18 protein-coding genes, 1 rRNA gene and 1 riboswitch are annotated in these 19,103 nt (G+C 70.2%); of the genes, 6 read left to right on the top strand and 13 right to left on the bottom strand.

Annotation, left to right across the window (positions count from 1 at the left end):
* Entirely contained in the window at positions 1-597 is a 597-nt protein-coding gene (locus tag IE255_RS15185; RefSeq protein ID WP_190050788.1) for a DUF1707 SHOCT-like domain-containing protein, read from the bottom strand.
* 114 nt (positions 598-711) lie between these two features.
* Here IE255_RS15185 and IE255_RS15180 point away from each other — a divergent pair, with 114 nt between their 5' ends.
* The 5 genes from IE255_RS15180 (at position 712) to IE255_RS15160 (ending at position 4,637) form a co-directional block, all read left to right on the top strand.
* Positions 712-1,107 carry a TOBE domain-containing protein gene (locus IE255_RS15180; protein WP_190050787.1) on the top strand — a complete coding sequence of 132 codons (396 nt, stop codon included), beginning with the start codon at positions 712-714 and terminating at the stop codon, positions 1,105-1,107.
* Positions 1,108-1,263: 156 nt separating this feature from the next.
* The gene (gene modA / locus IE255_RS15175) at positions 1,264-2,073 is read left to right on the top strand and encodes a molybdate ABC transporter substrate-binding protein (RefSeq protein WP_190050786.1); all 810 of its coding nucleotides are present in this window, start codon (positions 1,264-1,266) and stop codon (positions 2,071-2,073) included.
* Entirely contained in the window at positions 2,070-2,900 is an 831-nt protein-coding gene (locus tag IE255_RS15170) for an ABC transporter permease (RefSeq protein ID WP_372487546.1), read from the top strand. The genes modA and IE255_RS15170 overlap by 4 nt, the downstream gene beginning before the upstream one ends.
* A gap of 175 nt (positions 2,901-3,075) precedes the next feature.
* Complete coding sequence (locus IE255_RS15165; protein ID WP_229906460.1) at positions 3,076-4,191, top strand: ABC transporter ATP-binding protein; 1,116 nt, start codon at positions 3,076-3,078, stop codon at positions 4,189-4,191.
* 26 nt (positions 4,192-4,217) lie between these two features.
* On the top strand, positions 4,218-4,637 hold the full coding sequence (locus tag IE255_RS15160; RefSeq protein ID WP_190050785.1) for a TOBE domain-containing protein: 420 nt from the start codon (positions 4,218-4,220) through the stop codon (positions 4,635-4,637).
* 40 nt (positions 4,638-4,677) lie between these two features.
* On the opposite strand, the gene gcvP is transcribed toward IE255_RS15160, so the two are convergent.
* Positions 4,678-7,563 (bottom strand): aminomethyl-transferring glycine dehydrogenase, encoded by a 2,886-nt coding sequence (gene gcvP / locus IE255_RS15155; protein WP_190050784.1) that lies wholly within the window; start codon positions 7,561-7,563, stop codon positions 4,678-4,680.
* Positions 7,564-7,739: 176 nt separating this feature from the next.
* Positions 7,740-7,835: riboswitch (glycine riboswitch) on the bottom strand.
* A 113-nt stretch (positions 7,836-7,948) separates the two neighbouring features.
* Here gcvP and IE255_RS15150 point away from each other — a divergent pair.
* Positions 7,949-8,326 (top strand): PRC-barrel domain-containing protein, encoded by a 378-nt coding sequence (locus IE255_RS15150; RefSeq protein WP_190050783.1) that lies wholly within the window; start codon positions 7,949-7,951, stop codon positions 8,324-8,326.
* Between the two features lie 19 nt (positions 8,327-8,345).
* On the opposite strand, the gene IE255_RS15145 is transcribed toward IE255_RS15150, so the two are convergent.
* The 11 genes from IE255_RS15145 to rrf all read right to left on the bottom strand — a co-directional run bounded on the left by IE255_RS15145 (position 8,346) and on the right by rrf (position 19,003).
* Positions 8,346-9,767: a DNA polymerase IV gene (locus IE255_RS15145; protein WP_190050782.1), complete on the bottom strand. Its 1,422-nt coding sequence runs from the start codon at positions 9,765-9,767 to the stop codon at positions 8,346-8,348.
* 125 nt (positions 9,768-9,892) lie between these two features.
* The gene (locus tag IE255_RS15140) at positions 9,893-10,576 is read right to left on the bottom strand and encodes a MerR family transcriptional regulator (protein WP_078651095.1); all 684 of its coding nucleotides are present in this window, start codon (positions 10,574-10,576) and stop codon (positions 9,893-9,895) included.
* A 318-nt stretch (positions 10,577-10,894) separates the two neighbouring features.
* Positions 10,895-11,368, bottom strand: coding sequence for a bifunctional nuclease family protein (locus IE255_RS15135; RefSeq protein ID WP_003988851.1), 474 nt, complete (start codon positions 11,366-11,368; stop codon positions 10,895-10,897).
* An 85-nt stretch (positions 11,369-11,453) separates the two neighbouring features.
* The gene (gene ftsR, locus IE255_RS15130; protein ID WP_190050781.1) at positions 11,454-12,191 is read right to left on the bottom strand and encodes a transcriptional regulator FtsR; all 738 of its coding nucleotides are present in this window, start codon (positions 12,189-12,191) and stop codon (positions 11,454-11,456) included.
* A gap of 53 nt (positions 12,192-12,244) precedes the next feature.
* On the bottom strand, positions 12,245-13,198 hold the full coding sequence (locus IE255_RS15125; RefSeq protein ID WP_114250828.1) for a zinc-ribbon and FHA domain-containing protein: 954 nt from the start codon (positions 13,196-13,198) through the stop codon (positions 12,245-12,247).
* 61 nt (positions 13,199-13,259) lie between these two features.
* Positions 13,260-14,210 (bottom strand): DUF881 domain-containing protein, encoded by a 951-nt coding sequence (locus IE255_RS15120; protein WP_190050780.1) that lies wholly within the window; start codon positions 14,208-14,210, stop codon positions 13,260-13,262.
* A 5-nt stretch (positions 14,211-14,215) separates the two neighbouring features.
* On the bottom strand, positions 14,216-14,548 hold the full coding sequence (locus IE255_RS15115; protein ID WP_003988855.1) for a small basic family protein: 333 nt from the start codon (positions 14,546-14,548) through the stop codon (positions 14,216-14,218).
* Positions 14,545-15,459: a DUF881 domain-containing protein gene (locus IE255_RS15110; protein ID WP_190050779.1), complete on the bottom strand. Its 915-nt coding sequence runs from the start codon at positions 15,457-15,459 to the stop codon at positions 14,545-14,547. Before IE255_RS15110 ends, IE255_RS15115 begins: the two co-directional genes overlap by 4 nt.
* Before the next feature lie 98 nt (positions 15,460-15,557).
* Positions 15,558-18,053 carry a mannose-1-phosphate guanyltransferase gene (locus tag IE255_RS15105; RefSeq protein ID WP_190050778.1) on the bottom strand — a complete coding sequence of 832 codons (2,496 nt, stop codon included), beginning with the start codon at positions 18,051-18,053 and terminating at the stop codon, positions 15,558-15,560.
* A 115-nt stretch (positions 18,054-18,168) separates the two neighbouring features.
* Positions 18,169-18,777, bottom strand: a complete 609-nt coding sequence (gene clsA, locus IE255_RS15100; RefSeq protein WP_190050777.1) for a cardiolipin synthase ClsA — start codon at positions 18,775-18,777, stop codon at positions 18,169-18,171.
* Positions 18,778-18,886: 109 nt separating this feature from the next.
* A 5S ribosomal RNA gene (gene rrf / locus IE255_RS15095) occupies positions 18,887-19,003 on the bottom strand.
* Positions 19,004-19,103 lie beyond the last annotated feature (100 nt).

Here is a 19,103-nt window from a genome sequence, read left to right as displayed (position 1 = left end):
TCAGGCCGTCGCTCTCCGCCTGCCGAGGCCCCTCCGCGGCGGACGCACCACGACCTGCCCGAAAGCGACCTCACCGGTGATCCGTACGCGCAGCAGGACAGTGGCGTCGGCCGCCGGGCGCGCCTTGATCTTCGAGTAGTTCGTCACCAGGGCGTCGGTGTCCACCACGACACCCGGACGGGTCACCAGCTTCAGGGCGCCACCGCGCAGGTCCAGGTCGATGTGCAGGGTGTCCTGGGTGATCACCGCGTCGGTGAAGTCGAGCGTCACCTCGCCCCACGCCGACCGGATCTCCAGCCGCCGGGGCACCACCCAGGCGTCGCCACGCCGGGTCGAGGACCCCTCCTGCTCGATGCGGACGACGTCCTCGGCCTCGACGGCGCCCTCGCCCACCACCTCGGGCAGATCCGCCGTCAGCACGGCGAGCTCACCCACCGTACGGGCGGCCAGCGCGGCCTCCAGCCGCTCGTCGAGCTCCTCCAGGGTCAGCCGGCCGTCACCCGCGGCGACGCGCAGTACGTCCACGATCCGGTCCCGGTCCGCGTGCGAGGCCCTCACCTCGGGCGATCCGCCGGTCCTCGCCACTTCAGCCACCATCGACTCCACCCCGATCCCCACCCACCCGGTTCGACGTCTAACGCTATATCGCGTTATACCCAACGGCCAACCCCGCAGCCGCCGTTCCCCTCCCCCGCCCCTAATGTGACGGGCATGCAGTCCTACACGATCGGCCAGGCAGCACGACTGCTCGGCGTGAGCCCCGACACCGCCCGGCGCTGGGCCGACGCGGGCCGCATCACCACCCATCGCGACGAGGCCGGGCGGCGGCTCGTCGACGGACGGGACCTGGCCGCGTTCTCGGTCGAACTCGCCCGGTCCGGCGCCTCGGAGGAGGACGCCCCGTACACCTCGGCGCGCAACGCCTTCCACGGCATCGTCACCGCGATCAAGCTCGGCGACGTCGCCGCCCAGGTCGAGATCCAGGCCGGCCCGCACCGGCTCGTCTCCCTGCTCACCCGCGAGGCCGTGGAGGAACTGGGCCTGGAGGTCGGCATGGAGGCGACGGCCCGGGTGAAGTCGACGAACGTCCACATCGACCGGGCCTGAGTCCGTACGAACGCACATACCCACCTCCCACCCCTGCCAGCTTCGCTCATGCGATGCGACAGGAGACTTCTGCCTGGCAGATGCGTCAGTATGATCGGCGTACCGGAAGGGCCCGGCAGGCTCTTCCTCCCGGCAGTCAGAGGGAGTGGCCCCGAGATGACCCGTTCCGCGCACTGGACCCGCCGGATGCTTCAGGTCGCCGGTGTGTCCACCGCCGCGCTGCTGACGCTGAGCGCCTGCTCCTCCTCCGGCCCGGGTTCGGACCAGGGCTCGTCCTCGTCGCCGAAACTCTCCGGCACGGTCACCGTCTTCGCCGCCGCCTCCCTGGAGGAGAGCTTCGAGGCCCTGGGCAAGACGTTCGAGAAGCGGCACCCGGGCACCAGGGTCACCTTCAACTTCGGCGGCAGCGACACCCTCGCCGCGAGTATCACCAGCGGCGCACCCGCCGACGTCTTCGCCGCCGCCAGCACCAGGACCATGGCGACCGTGACGGACAAGGGGGACGCGGCGGGCACCCCGGCCACCTTCGTCCGCAACCGGCTGGAGATCGCCACCCTGCCGGGCAACCCCGACCGGATCACCTCCCTCAAGGACCTCGCCAAGCCCGGGTTGAAGGTCGTCCTGTGCGACAGGACGGTTCCGTGCGGTGCCGCCGCCCGGCAGGCCCTGGACGCCGGCGGGGTGGAGCTCACCCCCGTCTCCTACGAACAGGACGTCAAGAGCGCCCTGACGAAGGTCGAGCTGCAGGAGGCCGACGCGGCCGTCGTCTACCGGACCGACGTGCGCGCGGCGGGTGACAAGGTGACGGGCGTGGACTTCCCCGAGTCGGCCAAGGCCGTCAACGACTATCCGATCACCCTGCTCGAGAACGCCCCCAACCCCGAGACGGCGAAGGCCTTCATCGCACTGGTGCGGTCCGCCGAGGGCCAGAAGGTGCTGTCCGGAGCCGGGTTCCTCAAGCCGTGACCGACACCCTGCAGAGCCGGCCCCGCCGCGAGCGCCCCCGCGGCCGTACCCGAGCGGTCCCGATCCCCCTGCTGGTGCCCGCCCTGATCGGCCTGGCCTTTCTGCTCCTGCCCCTGATCGCCCTGCTCGTCCGGGCGCCCTGGAGCAGCCTGCCGGAACAGCTGACCAGCGCCGAGGTGTGGGAGGCGCTCCGGCTGTCCCTCGTCTGCGCCACGGCGGCGACGGCCCTGAGCCTGGTCGTCGGCGTCCCCCTGGCCTGGCTGCTGGCCCGTACGCGCTTCCCCGGCCGCGGTTTCGTCCGGGCCCTGGTCACGCTGCCGCTGGTGCTGCCGCCGGTCGTGGGCGGTGTCGCCCTGCTGCTCGCCTTCGGGCGCAACGGCGTGATCGGGCAGTGGCTGGACGCCTGGTTCGGGATCACCCTGCCCTTCACCACGACGGGTGTGATCCTCGCCGAGACCTTCGTGGCGATGCCGTTCCTCGTCATCAGCGTGGAGGGCACCCTGCGGGCCGCCGACCCACGCTACGAGGAGGCCGCCACGACCCTGGGCGCCTCCCGCTTCACCGCGTTCCGCCGGGTCACCCTGCCGCTGATCGCGCCGGGCGTCGCGGCCGGTGCGGTGCTGGCCTGGGCCCGGGCGCTCGGGGAGTTCGGCGCGACGATCACCTTCGCGGGCAACTTCCCGGGCCGTACGCAGACCATGCCCCTCGCGGTCTACCTCGCCCTCCAGAACGACCCGGCGGCGGCGATCGCCCTCAGCCTGGTGCTGCTGGCCGTGTCCATCGCCGTGCTGGCGGCCCTGCGCGACCGCTGGCTGACGGCGTCGTGACGCGCCGGCCCGGGCCCCTGACACCCTGGACGTGATCCTCATGACCGAGACGACCGAGCTCGACGCAACGCCGCCCGGCCTTAGGGCCCTTCTGATGGATCTCCGCGGCGTCGCGACGCCCGGCACGCCCGCTCGCCGCACGGGGCGCAGGGCCAGGTGGCTCCGCCACATGACCCTGCGCCCCGCACGCCGATCGCACGCACCGAACGCCGCTCCTTCTCCCACGGAGATCCATCAGAAGGGCCCTAGCCCCGAAGGCCTCGACGCCCGTCTCGTCGTCGACCGCGGCGGTTTCCGCCTCGACGTCACGCTCACCGCGGCCCCCGGCGACGTCGTCGCCCTGCTCGGCCCCAACGGCGCCGGCAAGACCACGGCCCTGCGCGCACTGTCGGGCCTGATCCCGCTCACCTCCGGCCATCTGCGGCTGGACGGCGTCCGGTTGGACGACACCCCGCCCGAGTCCCGCCCGGTCGGTGTCGTCTTCCAGGACTATCTGCTCTTTCCGCATCTGACCGCCCTGGACAACGTCGCCTTCGGGCCGCGCTGCCGGGGCGCCGGCAAGGCCGAGGCCCGGGCCCAGGCCGCCGAGTGGCTGGACCGCATGGGCCTCGCCGACCACGCCGGCGCCAAGCCCCGCCGCCTCTCCGGCGGCCAGGCCCAGCGCGTGGCCCTGGCCCGTGCCCTGGCCACCCGGCCCCGGCTGCTGCTCCTGGACGAGCCTCTCGCCGCCCTCGACGCCCGTACCCGTCTGGAGGTGCGCGCCCAGCTGCGGCGCCATCTCGCCGGGTTCGAGGCGGTGGCGGTCCTCGTCACGCACGATCCGCTGGACGCCATGGTGCTGGCCGACCGCCTGGTCGTCATCGAGCACGGCCAGGTCGTCCAGGAGGGCACGCCCTCCGACATCGCCCGCCATCCCCGCACGGACTACATCGCCCGGCTGGTCGGCCTCAACCTCTACCGGGGGCGGGCCGAGGGCCACACGGTCCGGCTCGACGCGGGCCCGGACATCACGACCACCGAGGAACTGTCCGGCCCGGCCTTCGTGGCGTTCCCGCCCGGCGCGGTGACGCTGTACCGGGAGCGCCCGGCCGGCGCCAGCGCACGCAACCTCTGGCGCTGCGAGGTCGCCGGCCTGGAGACGCACGGCGACCAGATCCGCGCGGACCTCACCGGCGAACTCGCCCTGACCGCCGACCTCACCACGGTCGCCGCGGCCGAACTCGATCTGCACCCCGGCGCACCGGTGTGGGCGGCGGTCAAGGCGACGCAGACCCACGCATACCCGGCATAGGACACTCGCCGGGCTACCGTGCCCCCATGAGCCTGAGCATCCGCAACCAGCTCCCCGGCATCGTCACCGCCGTCACGCCCGGCGAGGCCATGGCGACGGTCCGGGTCCGCCTCACCGGCGGTCAGGACCTCACCGCGGCGATCACCCGCGAGGCCGCCGAAGACCTCCGCCTCACCCTCGGCACCGCCGTGCGCGCCCTGGTGAAGTCGACGGAGATCTCGTTGGCCACCGGGCCCGTCGAGGGTCTGTCCATCCGCAACCGGCTCCCGGGTACGGTCCGGGACGTCGCGGCCGGAGACGCGATGGCGTCCGTCCGTGTCACGGTCGAGGACGGCGAACTGACCGCCGCGATCACCAGGGACGCCGTGGACGACCTCGCCCTGTCGCCCGGAACGCCCGTCGTCGCCCTGATCAAGGCGACCGAGGTGGCACTCTCCGCCGCATGACGGGAGGGGCCCCGCACAGCGGAGCCCCTCCCAGACCGGTTCAGTCCTCGTACGCGTCCAGCGGCGGGCAGGAGCAGACCAGGTTCCGGTCGCCGAAGGCCTGGTCGATGCGGCGCACCGGCGGCCAGTACTTGTCGGCGACCGAGACGCCGGCCGGGAAGACGGCCTCCTCACGGCTGTAGGCGTGCTCCCACTCCCCGGCGAGCGCGCCGGCGGTGTGCGGGGCGCCCCGCAGCGGGTTGTCGTCCGCGGGCCACTCACCGGAGCCGACCTTCTCGATCTCCGCGCGGATGGCGATCATCGCCTCGCAGAACCGGTCCAGCTCGGTCAGGTCCTCCGACTCGGTCGGCTCGATCATCAGCGTCCCGGCCACCGGGAACGACATCGTCGGCGCGTGGAAGCCGTAGTCGATCAGCCGCTTGGCCACGTCGTCGACGCTCACGCCGGTCGCCTTGGTCAGCGGCCGCAGGTCGATGATGCACTCGTGCGCGACGAGCCCGCCCGGGCCGGTGTAGAGCACCGGGTAGTGCGGCTCCAGCCGCTTGGCGATGTAGTTGGCGCTGAGCACCGCCACCTGCGTGGCCCGCTTCAGCCCCTCGCCGCCCATGAGCCGGACGTACGCCCAGGAGATCGGCAGGATGCCGGCGGAGCCCCAGGGCGCCGCGGAGATGGGCCCGACACCCGTCTCGGGGCCGGCCTCGGGCTGGAGCGGGTGGTTCGGCAGGTAGGGCGCGAGGTGCTCGCGCACCGCGACCGGCCCCACGCCGGGACCGCCGCCGCCGTGCGGGATGCAGAAGGTCTTGTGCAGGTTCAGGTGCGAGACGTCCCCGCCGAAGTGCCCCGGCTTGGCGAGCCCCACGAGCGCGTTGAGGTTGGCCCCGTCCACGTAGACCTGCCCGCCCGCCTCGTGCACCTGCGCGCAGATCTCGGAGACGTGCTCCTCGAACACGCCGTGCGTCGACGGGTACGTGATCATCAGCACCGCCAGCTCGTCGCGGTACTGCTCGATCTTCGCCCGCAGGTCCTCGACGTCGATCTCGCCGTCCTCGGCGGTCTTCACGACGACGACCTTCATGCCCGCCATCACCGCGCTGGCGGCGTTGGTGCCGTGCGCGGAGGACGGGATCAGGCACACGGTCCGCTGCTCGTCGCCGTTGGCCCGGTGGTACCCGCGTACGGCGAGCAGTCCGGCCAGCTCGCCCTGCGACCCGGCGTTCGGCTGGAGGGACACCTTGTCGTAGCCGGTGACCTCGGCGAGCCGGTCCTCCAGCTCGTGGATGAGGGTGAGGTAGCCCGCGGCCTGCTCGGCGGGCGCGAAGGGGTGCAGCTGCCCGAACTCGGGCCAGGTGACCGGCTCCATCTCCGTGGTCGCGTTGAGCTTCATGGTGCAGGAGCCCAGCGGGATCATGCCGCGGTCCAGCGCGTAGTCCCGGTCGGCCAGCCGGCGCAGGTAGCGCAGCATGGCGGTCTCGGAGCGGTGCTGGTGGAAGACGGGGTGCGCCAGGTACTCGTCGGTGCGCAGCAGCGCCTCCGGAAGCCCCTCCTCCGTGGCCGCGTCCAGCGCCTCGATGACGCCCTCGACACCGAAGGCGGCCCACACGGCCCGCAGCTGGGCCCGCGTGGTGGTCTCGTCGCAGGCGATGGAGACGTGGTCGGCGTCGACGAGACGCAGGTTGACCCCGTTGTCCCGCGCGGCGGCGACGATCTCGGCGGCCCGGCCCTCGGCACGCACGGTGAGGGTGTCGAAGTAGGACCCGTGCACGACCTCGACCCCGCCGTTCGCGAGCCCGGCGGCGAGGACGGTGGCGTAGCGGTGGGTGCGCCGCGCGATGCCCTTCAGGCCCTCCGGCCCGTGGTAGACGGCGTACATGCCGGCCATGACGGCGAGCAGCACCTGCGCGGTGCAGATGTTGCTGGTCGCCTTCTCCCGGCGGATGTGCTGCTCACGGGTCTGGAGCGCCAGCCGGTAGGCCCTGTTCCCGTCCGCGTCCACGGACACGCCGACGAGCCGCCCGGGCAGGCTGCGCGCCATCTTCTCCTGGACCGCCATGTAACCGGCGTGCGGTCCGCCGAAGCCCATCGGCACACCGAAGCGCTGCGTCGTCCCGACGGCGATGTCCGCGCCCAGCTCACCGGGCGACTTCAGCAGCGTCAGCGCGAGCAGATCGGCGGCGACGGTGACGAGCGCCCCCAGCCCGTGCGCCTGGTCGATGACCGGCTTGATGTCCCGTACGGCCCCGGAGGCGCCCGGGTACTGGATCAGCACGCCGTTGATCTCGCGCTCGGCGACCTCGGCCGGGATGCCCTCGCTCAGGTCCGCGACGACGACCTCCACGCCGGTCGGCTCGGCCCGGGTCTGGATCACCGCGATGGTCTGCGGCAGCGCGTCCGCGTCGACCAGGAACAGGCCCTTCTTGTTCCTGCCCATACGCCGGGACAGCGCCATGGCCTCGGCGGCTGCCGTGCCCTCGTCGAGCAGGGAGGCGCCGGAGGTCGGCAGTCCGGTCAGGTCGGCGACCATGGTCTGGAAGTTGAGCAGCGCCTCGAGCCGCCCCTGCGAGATCTCCGGCTGGTACGGCGTGTAGGCCGTGTACCAGGCCGGGTTCTCCATGACGTTGCGCATGATGACCGGCGGCGTGAACGTGCCGTAGTAGCCGAGTCCGATCATGGAGTCGAGGACCTGGTTGCGGTCGGCGAGGGAACGCAGCTCGGCGATCACCTCGGCCTCACTGCGCGCGCTCGGCAGGTCGAGGGCCTCGGCACTCTTGATCACGGCCGGGACCGCGGCGGCCGTCAGCTCGTCCAGCGAGCCGTAGCCGACCTGCGCGAGCATCTTGGCGCGGGCCTCGTGGTCGGGGCCGATGTGGCGCTGCTCGAAGGGGACTGCCTCTTCGAGCTCGGAGAGCGGAATGCGGTGGGCGGTCATTTGCGGAGGCCTCCTGGTCGACACGACCTTCGAGGGGCACCACGGCGCGGGTACCCGGACGGCCTCCCCCTCTGTCATCTCAACCTGAGAGCTTCACCGGATCGCCCGAAGGCCTCCGGCTTTCACCGTCGGTGAGAGCGGAAGCCGTCGACACCCGCTCTTCTTTCCAGAGTGACCTCGTCCGTGCGGTACGTGGGCCTGAGAGATTCCGGGGAGGATTTGCTCCTTCGGCGCCTCCGATGGTGTCCGGAGGACTCTCCCGCACAGGGTCAACAGCCGCTGCCAGCGTACCAGCGAGGTCAACGCACGAACCTTCGAGTGGCCACCTCTCCGATTGTGCCGTTTTGTAGTGATTACGGATGAGTTGCGACCATGTGGAGGGCCCGTGCGTACCGAGATCGATCCGCGCAACCTGATCGGCCGCAAGGCATTCGACCGGAACGGAACCAGGATCGGCACGATCGACGAGGTCTACCTCGACGACGCCACCGGCGAACCGGAGTGGGCGGCCATACGGACCGGCCTGTTCAGCAGGGACGCCTTCGTCCCCCTGGAGCCCAGCGAACTGATCGACGGCGCCCTCCACGTCCCCTTCGACCGCGCCCTGATCAAGGACGCCCCCGACTTCGGCGTCGGCCGCCACCTCTCCCCGGAGCAGGAACTCCAGCTCTACCACCACTACGGCCTCGACGTCGCCGCTCCTCCCCCACTCCCGGACCAGGACTTCGGCAGACTGGCCGACAAGGACGAGACGACGACCTGACGGCCTGCGGCCAGGGCGGTCAGCCAGAACCGGAAACCCCACAAGCCCGGCTGCCCCCACCACCCTCAGCCGCTACGGAACCGGCGCCACCGCTCCCCTCGGGTATTCGTAACACCAGCGGCAACGGGTCGGCCGGCTCCAGCTCGGGGTCGTCCACTCGGAAGGTCCGCACCCGCCCGGGCTCCGAGGCGGGCGTCTCGAACCGTACGGTCACCCGCCCCAGGCCGCTGCCCTGCACCCACCCGTGCCCGAACTCGGCGTGCCGCACATCATGCCCGGCCGGCCACCGCCGCTCGGCGAGGGCCGGCTGTTCCTCGGCCTCCCCCACGGCAGGCTCCTCGACCGGCCCCTCCGCGACCGCCCGCTCCCCCGCCGCCTGCGCGAACAGGTCCTCCTGCGTGTAGTCGGCGAGCCCGCTGACCCCAACGCCGAGCAACCGCACCCCGCCCGTCGTGTCCACCGAGTCCAGCAGCCTGGCCGCCGCCTCACGGATCACCCCTGGATCGTCCGTCGGCCCGCGCAGCGTCTCGGAACGGGTGAGCGTCGAGAAGTCGTACCGCCGCACCTTCAGCACGATGGTCCGCCCGGAGAGCCCGGCCTCGCGCAGCCGCCGCACGCACCGGTCGGCGAGCCGCTGCACCTCCAGCCCGACCCGCACCCGGTCGTGGATGTCCACGTCGTACGTGTCCTCGACCGACACCGACTTCGTCTCCCGCTCCGCCACCACGGGCCGGTCGTCCCGCGCCAGCGCCATCGCGTAGAGGCCGTGCCCGTGCGCCTTCCCGAGCAGCCGGACCAGCTCGTCCTCACCCGCCTCGACGATCTCCTCGACCGTGGTGATCCCGGCCCGCCGCAGATGGTCGCCCGTCGCCGGCCCCACTCCCGGCAGCGTCCGCACCGACATCGGCCCGAGCATCGCCCGCTCGGTGCCCGGCTCGATCACGACCAGCCCGTCGGGCTTGGCCTGCTCCGAGGCGATCTTCGCGAGCATCTTGGAGGCGGCGAGCCCCACCGACCCCGTGAGCCCCGTGACGGCCCGGATGTCCGCGCGCAGCCGCACGCCGACCAGCCGCGCCGACTGCTCGTCCCAGGCCGCTCCCCCGGCCTCCAGGTCCACGAACGCCTCGTCCAGGCTCAGCGGCTCCACCAACGGCGACAGCGCGCGCAGCAGCTCCATCACCCGCTCGCTGATCGCCCGGTAGAACCCGAAGCGCGGCACGAGATACGCGGCGTTGGGCGCGAGCCGCCGGGCCTGCGCCATGGGCATCGCCGAATGCACCCCGAAGACCCGCGCCTCGTACGACGCCGTGGCGACCACGCCCCGGGGCCCGAGACCGCCCACGACCACGGCCTTCCCGCGCAGGCTCGGCTTGGACGCCTGCTCCACCGAGGCGAAGAAGGCATCCATGTCGAGATGCAGGATCGTAGGCGCGGTTCTCACATCTCCGATGCTGCCCTATGCCACTGACAACGCCCCCGACGACCGCTCAGACCGCGCCGGGGGAAACCGCTTGCAGTCGGGCGCGGAAACGTCCCGCCTACTGCGGCCCCTTGCTTGCCAGGGCCTCAGACGGCCCGGTTCCGCCGTCGCGCCAGCTCGTCCGCCGGGTTGGGCCCGACCAGCGTCTCACCGGTGTCGATCCGCTCCCCGTGCAGCTGGGACAGCGCGCTCTCGACGTCCCGCCACACCACGCCCACGGCGATCCCGAAGACGCCCTGGCCCCCCTGGAGCAGGGCGTGGACCTCGTCCGGGGAGGTGCACTCATAGACCGTCGCGCCGTCGCTCATCAGCGTCATCCGCTCCAGGTCGCGGAAACCGCGTTCCCTGAGGTGCTGGACGGCGGTGCGGATGTTCTGGAGCGACACTCCGGTGTCCAGGAACCGCTTGACGATCTTCAGGACGACGACGTCCCGGAAGCTGTACAGCCGCTGCGTCCCGGACCCGTAGGCGGGGCGCACGCTCGGCTCGACGAGACCCGTGCGGGCCCAGTAGTCCAGCTGCCGGTAGGTGATACCGGCGGCCGCACAGGCCGTGGGGCCGCGATAGCCGATCTGCTCGGACGCCATGGACGTCGTCCCTCCGCTGCTCGGCACGGCCGTCGGTCGTTGCGGAGCATGATCGGCCGCGCCGCCGGGCTGGGAGTATCCCCCGCTCGAGCGGAGCCGAGAGCCGGGGGGAGGGTACGGACCGCTCGCCCTGAGACTGCGCTCGGGGCCGCCCCCAGCCGTACCGTCGCCGCTGCTTCTCACGCCGACCTCCGTCCTTGACCTGCCTTCTCGACGGTAGGCAGTCACCAGGGGTGCGTCAACGATCGCCACACTCGCCACGCCGAGTGATAATCACCCTAGGAGTGGTTTCCCGTGCCCCACCGCGGGGAAAGGCTAGCCGAATGCCTTCGGCGCGGGCCGCGTGACGCTCTCACTCGCCTCCGGCACATGCGGGCAATTCACCCGGTACAACACTGCGGGCGGCCCCGCCGCGGACCACATCGTCCGCCGGACCGCCCACACACCTCACCGACCGCTGGTGCTCTCCGTCCTCGTCCGGCCCTTACCGGCCCCGGGGGTTCACTGGCTGCTGCTGCCGAAGTCCTCCGGGGAGATCTGGTCGAGGAACTCGCGGAACTTCTCCACCTCGTCCTCCTGCTCGTCCGGGATCGCGATGCCGGCGTCGTCGAGCACCGTGTCGCTGCCGTAGATCGGCGTCCCGGTGCGCAGGGCGAGCGCTATGGCGTCGGAGGGGCGGGCGCTCACCTCGACGCCGCTGGCGAAGACCAGCTCCGCGTAGAAGACGCCCTCACGCAGGTCCGTGATGCGCACTTCCGTGAGCTCCTGACCGACTGCTTCCAGCACGTCCTTGAAAAGGTCGTGGGTCAGCGGCCGCGCGGGAGCCATGCCCTGCTGGGCGAAGGCGATCGCCGTCGCCTCCCCCGGTCCGATCCAGATGGGGAGGTAACGGTCGCCTCCCACTTCACGCAGCAGCACGATCGGTTGGTTGGAGGGCATTTCGACCCGGACACCTACGACATCGAGCTCGTTCACACAGCAACCCTAGGCCGTGCTCGGGACGTTTGGGTAGTCGGGCCGGGATCGGGCGCCTGATCCGGCCCTCGCGAGGCCGGCCGCCTCAGGGCAGCCGCACACCGAGCGCCGTCTGCACCAGCGCCGCGTGCAGCTTCACCGTGAGCCCCGCCAGTTCCTTGGTGCGGGCCTCCGCATGAGCCCTGGTCTGCGGGTTCCGGTGCCGCTTCAGCGGGGCCACGACCTGGTCCACGAGCCCGGCCTCACGGTCGGCGGCGGCCTTCATCACCCGCAGGTGCCGCGGCTCGATCCCGAACCGCCCGAGCTCGGCGATGAGCGAGGCCACCGTGACCGCCTCGGCGTCGTACGCCCCGTCCTCCAGGGGAGTGACGAGCCCGTACGACTCCCACTCCTTGAGCTCCTCCGCGTCGACACCGGCGGCGGCGAGCAGCTCCGCACGCCCGATCCTGGCGGCCGTGGGCCCCTCGGCCTGCTCGGGCGCGGCCTCGCCGTCCCGCTGGCGGCCCAGGGCGGGCAGCGGTACGGCCTCGCCGCGCTCCATGGCCTCCAGGTGCTCCCGGATCACCTTCAGGGGCAGATAGTGGTCCCGCTGCATCCTCAGGACGTGACCGAGGCGCTCGACGTCGTGGGCGCTGAACTTGCGATACCCCGAGGGGGTGCGCTGCGGCTCGATGAGCCCCTCCGACTCCAGGAAGCGGATCTTGGAGATGGTGACTTCGGGAAACTCGTCGCGAAGCACGTTCAGCACCGTGCCGATGCTCATCAGCCCACTGTCCGTGGCGGCGGCGCCGTGCCCGGCACCGCCGCTCGGTGTTTGAAGCATGGACCTTCCCTGACGGATGGACCTTCGCTGGGTCTCCCCCGGACCGAGTCCGGTCAGTAGCCCCGCTGGCTGGCGTAGAAGACCAGCCGGTACTTGCCGATCTGCACCTCGTCACCGTTGTTCAGGGCGACCTGGTCGATCCGCTCGCGGTTCACATACGTGCCGTTCAGGCTGCCCACGTCGGCCACCGTGAACGAGCCGTCCTGCCCGCGGCGGAACTCCACGTGCCGCCGGGAGACCGTCACGTCGTCCAGGAAGATGTCGCTCTGCGGATGGCGCCCGGCCGTGGTCAGATCGCCGTCCAGCAGGAAGCGGCTGCCCGAGTTCGGCCCGCGGCGCACGACCAGGAGCGCGGAGCCCAGCGGCAGCGCGTCGACGGCCGCCTGCGCCTCGGGGGACAGCGTCGGCATCGGCGTCTGGCCGGTGGTCTCGCTGTCGTAGGCCTCGAGACCGGAGATGGAGATCGTGGACGTCGTCTCGGAGGGACGCTCGGCCGCCGCCCCGGCCCGCAGCGGCGCGCCGCAGTTGGAGCAGAAGCGGCTGTTCTCCGCGTTGCGGTTACCGCACCTCGTACACACCAGGGCCGACATCGGATCCTCCTGCCGCGGCTGCCCACCGGGGGCATTGGACGCATACGGGTCGGAGAACCCTCCACCCGCACCTGAGGCTGACGGTTGGCCGAAACCTATGCCGCCGGGCTGCGCAGGGTCAACCGACGGCGCGCCCTGACCACCGGAAATGTCACCGCCCGGACCACCGACCTGGTCACGGAACAGCGGCCGCTGGCCTTCCGCGTCAGGCTGTGCGCGATGACGAGCGGTGGCGTTGTCACTGCCCTCTCGCGCGCTCTTGCCGAACAACTTCGCAAACAACTTCACGGGCGATTCCCCTTGACCGAAACAGACCCGCCCGTGGGGCAGGACGAACCCTGACTGAACACTCTGGCCGACCCGGACATCCTGACAACGTCCGTCTGCACCAGACAGTTTCCACCACGCACCACCCATTCGGTGCGCCGACCCCCCGCAACCTCATGCCCTGGCCGGACGCCGCCCATGCACCGCCGGTTCACTGGGAGGACGACCGAGCGTAGTCAGGCCGCTTCGCCGCTCGCAAGGCGTCCACGACGATCTTGGTCGACCGCTCGATCGTGACGGTGGCCTGTTCCTTCTCGAGAGTCTGCACCACGCCTCCGGGAATGTTGAGCGCCGGCTCGAGGTCCTGCGGCTTGCCGATGACCTTGAAACGATAGGGCGCGTTGATCTTGTTCCCGTCGACGCTCACACCCTTGCCGGAATCCGTCAGATAGGTTCCGGCGACGACCCGCACACCGTTCACCTGGATCGCCTCGGCACCCGCCGCGCGCAGCTCCTGGATCGCGTCGAGCAGCATGTCCGCCTCGACCGTCCCCTTCGTGTCCTCGATGGTCATGGTGATGCCGGGCCCCTGCGCGGCCACCGTGCCCGCGAGGATGCCGAGTTGCCTTTCCTTCTCGATCGTCTGCTTCCGGGCCTCCTCGGCCTGGTCCGAGCTGTTCTCCAGCTCGTCGCGCTGCTTCTCGAGACCCTGCTTCTCGTCCTCAAGACGCTGTGTACGGTCATCCAGTTCATCGAGGATCCGGACAAGATCTTCCTGCCGCGCACCGCGCAGGGCACTGTCACTGTCGCTGTTCGAGGCCACCTGCACGGCCAGCCCGAACCCGAGCCCGAACAGCAGCACCGCGACGATGAGTTGGGCCCGTGAGACACGCGGCGGCCACAGTCCCTGCACCAGCCGCTGCCGACCGGTCAGCCGCGGCTCGGGGTCCGCCTCCGGCTCAGGCTCCGGGTCGGTCCTCGGGTCGGTCTCCGGCTCGGGCTTCGGGTCGGTCTTCGGGGCGTCCTGGGCGGCGGGGACCGACGCGGACACCTCCTGGGGCAGTTCCTTGCGCAGCCTGTTCCCGGACTCGACGCGCCCTTGCTGCCGCTCCTCGCGCGGGTCGCCCTGCTCCTCGGCGCGCTTCTCGTCGTGCTCGCTCATCGGCCTCACGCCCGGAACACGTGCCGGCGGATCGCCGCGGCGTTGGAGAAGATCCGGATGCCGAGGACGACCACCACACCGGTCGACAGCTGGGCACCCACGCCCAACTTGTCACCCAGGAACACAATCAGCGCGGCCACCACCACGTTCGACAGGAACGACACCACGAAGACCTTGTCGTCGAAGATGCCGTCGAGCATGGCCCGCAGTCCGCCGAAGACGGCGTCGAGCGCCGCCACGACGGCGATCGGCAGATAAGGCTCGACCACCGCCGGAACCTCAGGCCGGACCAACAGGCCGGCCACGACTCCCACGACGAGGCCCAGTACGGCGATCACGATGTGCCCTTCTCGCTCTTCTCAGTGCTCGGCTGTGCTGTACGTACGATCACACTCGGTGCGGCGGGCAGCCGGAGGTCGTCCTCCGCGGAAATGGCCGTCCGGATGCCGTAGCTCTCCTGGAGCGCGTTGAGGTACAACCCGTCCGCGCTGTTCTGGAACCGCGTGCTCAGCCGCTGCCCGTCCCCCACCGCGAGCACCGTGTACGGCGGCACCAGCGGCTTGTTGTCGACCAGTATCGCGTCTCCCGCGGCCCTGATCGCGGACAGCGCCGTCAGCCGCTGCCCGTTGATGGAGATCGCCTCGGCGCCCGACTCCCACAGCCCGTTGACCACGCGCTGCATATCCCGGTCACGCACCCGCCCGGTGTCGGAGAACCCGGAGTTCTCACGGGGATCACCGTCGCCGTCCGTGCCGACTTCCTTGGCGTCGTTCACCACGAGCTTCACGCCGGGACCGTGCACCGCCACGGCGCCCGACAGGATGCCCACCAGCTCGGACCGGGCGCTGCCGCCGCTGTGCTTCAGCGCCTCGCGCTGCCGCGCGCTCACGTCCTCGCGCAGCTCGTCGACGGAGTCCTCCAGCTTGTCCGCCGCCTCGGTCTCCCGGTCGATGCGGTCGACCAGTTCCTCCCGCTCCTTGGCGACGACCGGGGCGGCGACCCGCGCCTGTGCCGCTCCGACGGTCACGACCAGGGCCGCGAGCACCAGCCCGGCGGCGAGCCCCAGCTTCGCCCTGAGCGTCTTCGGCATGCCGCCGTCGCCCGCGGCCCTCTTCCGCGCGGCGGCCTCGGCGTAGCCGTCGTCGAGGCTGTGATCCATGACGTTGGTGATCAACGACATGGACGCATCCGGGCGCCGGGGCCGCGTGGGTGTACTCCGAATGGGGGGTTGCTGCGGCATGCCGCACATCGTCGCACGTCGGAGCCGCTACCTCCGAACGGCCCCACCGGCGTGCCGGACAGGCCCTGTTGGGGACACTTGTCCGGCACGCACGCGTGCAGCCCGTTCTACCGGCCGGCGCTGTCCACGACCGCCGCCCACTCGTCGAGCAGGGCCTGCGCGGACGCGTCGTCCGGCCCCTCGGCCCACAGGTGGGTCACGGCCTCGGCCGGGTCCGGCAGCACCATCACCCAGCGCCCGTCGGTCTCCACCACCCGCACACCGTCCGTGGTGTCCACGAAGCGATCTCCGGCCGCCTCGACGACCCGCCGCATCACCAGGCCCTTGACGGCCCACGGGGTCGCCAGATCCCTCTTCAGGACGTGCGCCCGCGGGATCCGTGCGTCGATCTGGCTGAGCGTGAGCTGCGTCCGCGCCACGAGCCCGATGAGCCGTACGAAGGCCGCGGTGGCGTCGTACACGCTGCTGAACTCGGGGACGATGAACCCGCCCTTGCCGTCGCCACCGAAGATCGTCCCTTCCTCACCGCCCACGCGCGTGAGGTCGTCGGGAGAGGTGGTCGTCCACTCGACCTGGGTCCCGTGGTACGCCGCCACCTGCTCGGCGATCCGGGTCGTGGTCACCGGCAGCGCGACCCTGCCGCTGCGCCGCTCGGCGGCGACCAGGTCCAGCATCACGAGCAGCGCCCGGTCGTCCTCGATGATGCGCCCCTTCTCGTCGACGAGCGACAGCCGCTCACCGACGGGATCGAACCGCACCCCGAACGCGGCCCCCGAGGACGCCACGATCTCCCCGAGACGCACCATGCCCGACCGCCGCATGTCGGCCGTCTCCGTCGGCCTGGACTCGTCCAGACCGGGGTTGATCGTCAGCGAGTCGACACCGAGCTTCCCGAGCAGGCTCGGCAGCACGAGACCGGCGCTGCCGTTGGACGCGTCCACGACCACCTTGAGCCCGGAGTCCGCGATCCCGGTCGTGTCGACGTTCCGCAGCAACGACCCGGTGTACGAGTCGAAGACACTGGCCGGGAAGTGCAGGTCACCGATCTCCCCGGGGAAGGCGCGCCGGTACTCCTGGCGCGCGAACACCCGGTCCAGCTTCCGCTGGCTGCCCTGCGAGAGGTCCGCGCCCTGCCCGTCGAAGAACATGATGTCGACGGAGTCCTGCACGCCGGGCGTGGTACGGATCATGATCCCGCCCGCACTGCCCCGCGCGGTCTGCTGCCGGGCCACGGGCAGCGGCACGTTCTCCAGGTCCCGTACGTCGATGGCGCTGGCCTGCAATGCGGAGATCACCGCCCGCTTCAGCGCTCGGGCACCACGCGAATGGTCCCGGGCCGTCGTGACGGTCGAGCCCTTCTTCAGGGTCGTCGCATACGCACCCGCAAGACGCACCGCCAGTTCCGGCGTGATCTCCACGTTCAGGATTCCGGAGACACCACGGGCACCGAAGAGGTGCGCCTGTCCCCTGGATTCCCAGATCACCGAGGTGTTGACGAAGGCACCGGCCTCGATGGTCTTGAACGGGTAGACCCGCACATTGCCCTGGACGATCGATTCTTCACCGATCAGGCACTCATCACCGATGACCGCCCCGTCCTCGATCCGCGCCGCACGCATGATGTCGGTGTTCTTACCGACCACGCAGCCGCGCAGATTGCTGTGCGGCCCCACGTAGACGTTGTCGTGGACAACGGCCTTGTGCAGAAAAGCGCCGCTCTTGACGACCACGTTCGAACCCACGACGGTGTGCTCGCGGATTTCGGCGCCGGCCTCGACCTTGGCGTAGTCACCGATATAGACGGGCCCGCGGAGAACGGCGTCGGGATGCACCTCGGCACCCTCGGCGACCCATACTCCCGGGGAGATCTCGAACCCGTCGATGTCGACGTCGACCTTGCCCTCCAGGACATCGGCCTGCGCCTTCACGTAGCTCTCGTGGGTACCGACGTCCTCCCAGTATCCCTCGGCCACATAGCCGTAGATCGGCTTGCCTTCCTTCATCAGCTGCGGGAAGACGTCGCCGGACCAGTCGACGGGCACATCGGGCTCGACGTAGTCGAAGACCTCGGGCTCCATCACATAGATGCCGGTGTTCACGGTGTCGGAGAAGACCTGGCCCCAGGTGGGCTTCTCGAGGAAGCGCTCCACCTTGCCTTCCTCGTCGACAATGGTGATTCCGAACTCCAGAGGATTGGGCACACGCGTCAGGCAGACCGTGACCAGCGCGCCCTTTTCCTTGTGGAAATTGATCAGCTCGGTGAGGTCGAAATCCGTCAGAGCATCGCCGGAGATGACAAGGAAGGCATCGTCCTTCAACGCCTCTTCGGCGTTCTTGACGCTTCCGGCGGTACCGAGTGGCTTCTCCTCATTGGCATAGGTGAGCTCCATACCGAGCTCTTCGCCGTCACCGAAGTAGTTCTTGACGAGCGAGGCCAGGAACTGGACAGTTACGACTGTTTCGTTGAGCCCATGCCTTTTGAGCAGCCGCAGAACGTGCTCCATGATCGGGCGGTTGGCCACAGGCAGGAGCGGCTTGGGCATGCTTGAGGTCATGGGGCGAAGGCGCGTGCCTTCGCCTCCGGCCATCACGACGGCCTTCATGTCGGAAGCGTCCTCCTCGAAGAGACGACGGTCTGGCCGACTTCCCCCGCGAGGATTGTCCCGCACTTTTCGACCACGGGCCATCGCACGGCGCTGGGCGAACCAATCCGCGAGTTCAATCGGCCATGGAGTCCGCACGGACCAGGCGGCGGACTTGTACCACGTAGAGGACTCCTGCCCACCAGTACAGCGTTGTACCCCATCCGGCGAACGCCCATCCGAAAATAGCAGCCAGTGACGAGATCCAACCACTTCCGTCACTGAGCAGGAGCAGGGGGAAGGCATACATCAAGTTGAACGTGGCGGCCTTGCCCAGGAAGTTCACCTGGGGCGGCGGATAGCCGTGCCGGCGGAGGATGCCCACCATCACCAGCAGAACCAGCTCGCGCGCCAGAAGTACGGCGGTCAACCAAAGGGGCAGAATCTCGCGCCAGGTGAGGCCGACCAATGTCGAGAGAATGTAGAGCCGGTCGGCCGCGGGATCGAGAAGCCGGCCGAGGCTGCTGATCTGGTTCCAGCGCCGCGCGAGCTTGCCGTCCAGGTAGTCACTGATGCCGCTCAGGGCCAGCACCAGAAGTGCCCAGCCGTCACTCTTGGGCCCACCGAACTCAGGCCGCAGGATCAGCCACAGGAAGAGAGGCACGCCGACGAGCCGCGCCATGCTGAGGATGTTCGGGATGGTGAGCACACGGTCCGTCTGGACGCGAGTCTCCTGAACCTCCACCCGGGGGCCTCCTGTGGGAAACGTACCAACGATGCCCCCTGACCTTACCTCAACGCAAAAAAGCTCTGGCCCTCGGGCTGTGCGCCCAAGAGCCAGAGCCCTAAAAGGAGTTCGGCGGCGTCCTACTCTCCCACAGGGTCCCCCCTGCAGTACCATCGGCGCTGTAAGGCTTAGCTTCCGGGTTCGAAATGTAACCGGGCGTTTCCCCTACGCTATAACCACCGAAACACTATGAAACTGTCAGCCGCACCACGCGTGGCAACGTGAGGCTGTTCGTGGTTTCAGAACCAACACAGTGGACGCGAGCAACTGAGGACAAGCCCTCG

The organism is Streptomyces lomondensis (assembly GCF_014651035.1).
GTDB classification, from domain to species: Bacteria; Actinomycetota; Actinomycetes; order Streptomycetales; family Streptomycetaceae; genus Streptomyces; species Streptomyces lomondensis.
This window is presented reverse-complemented; position numbering and strand designations above follow the sequence as displayed.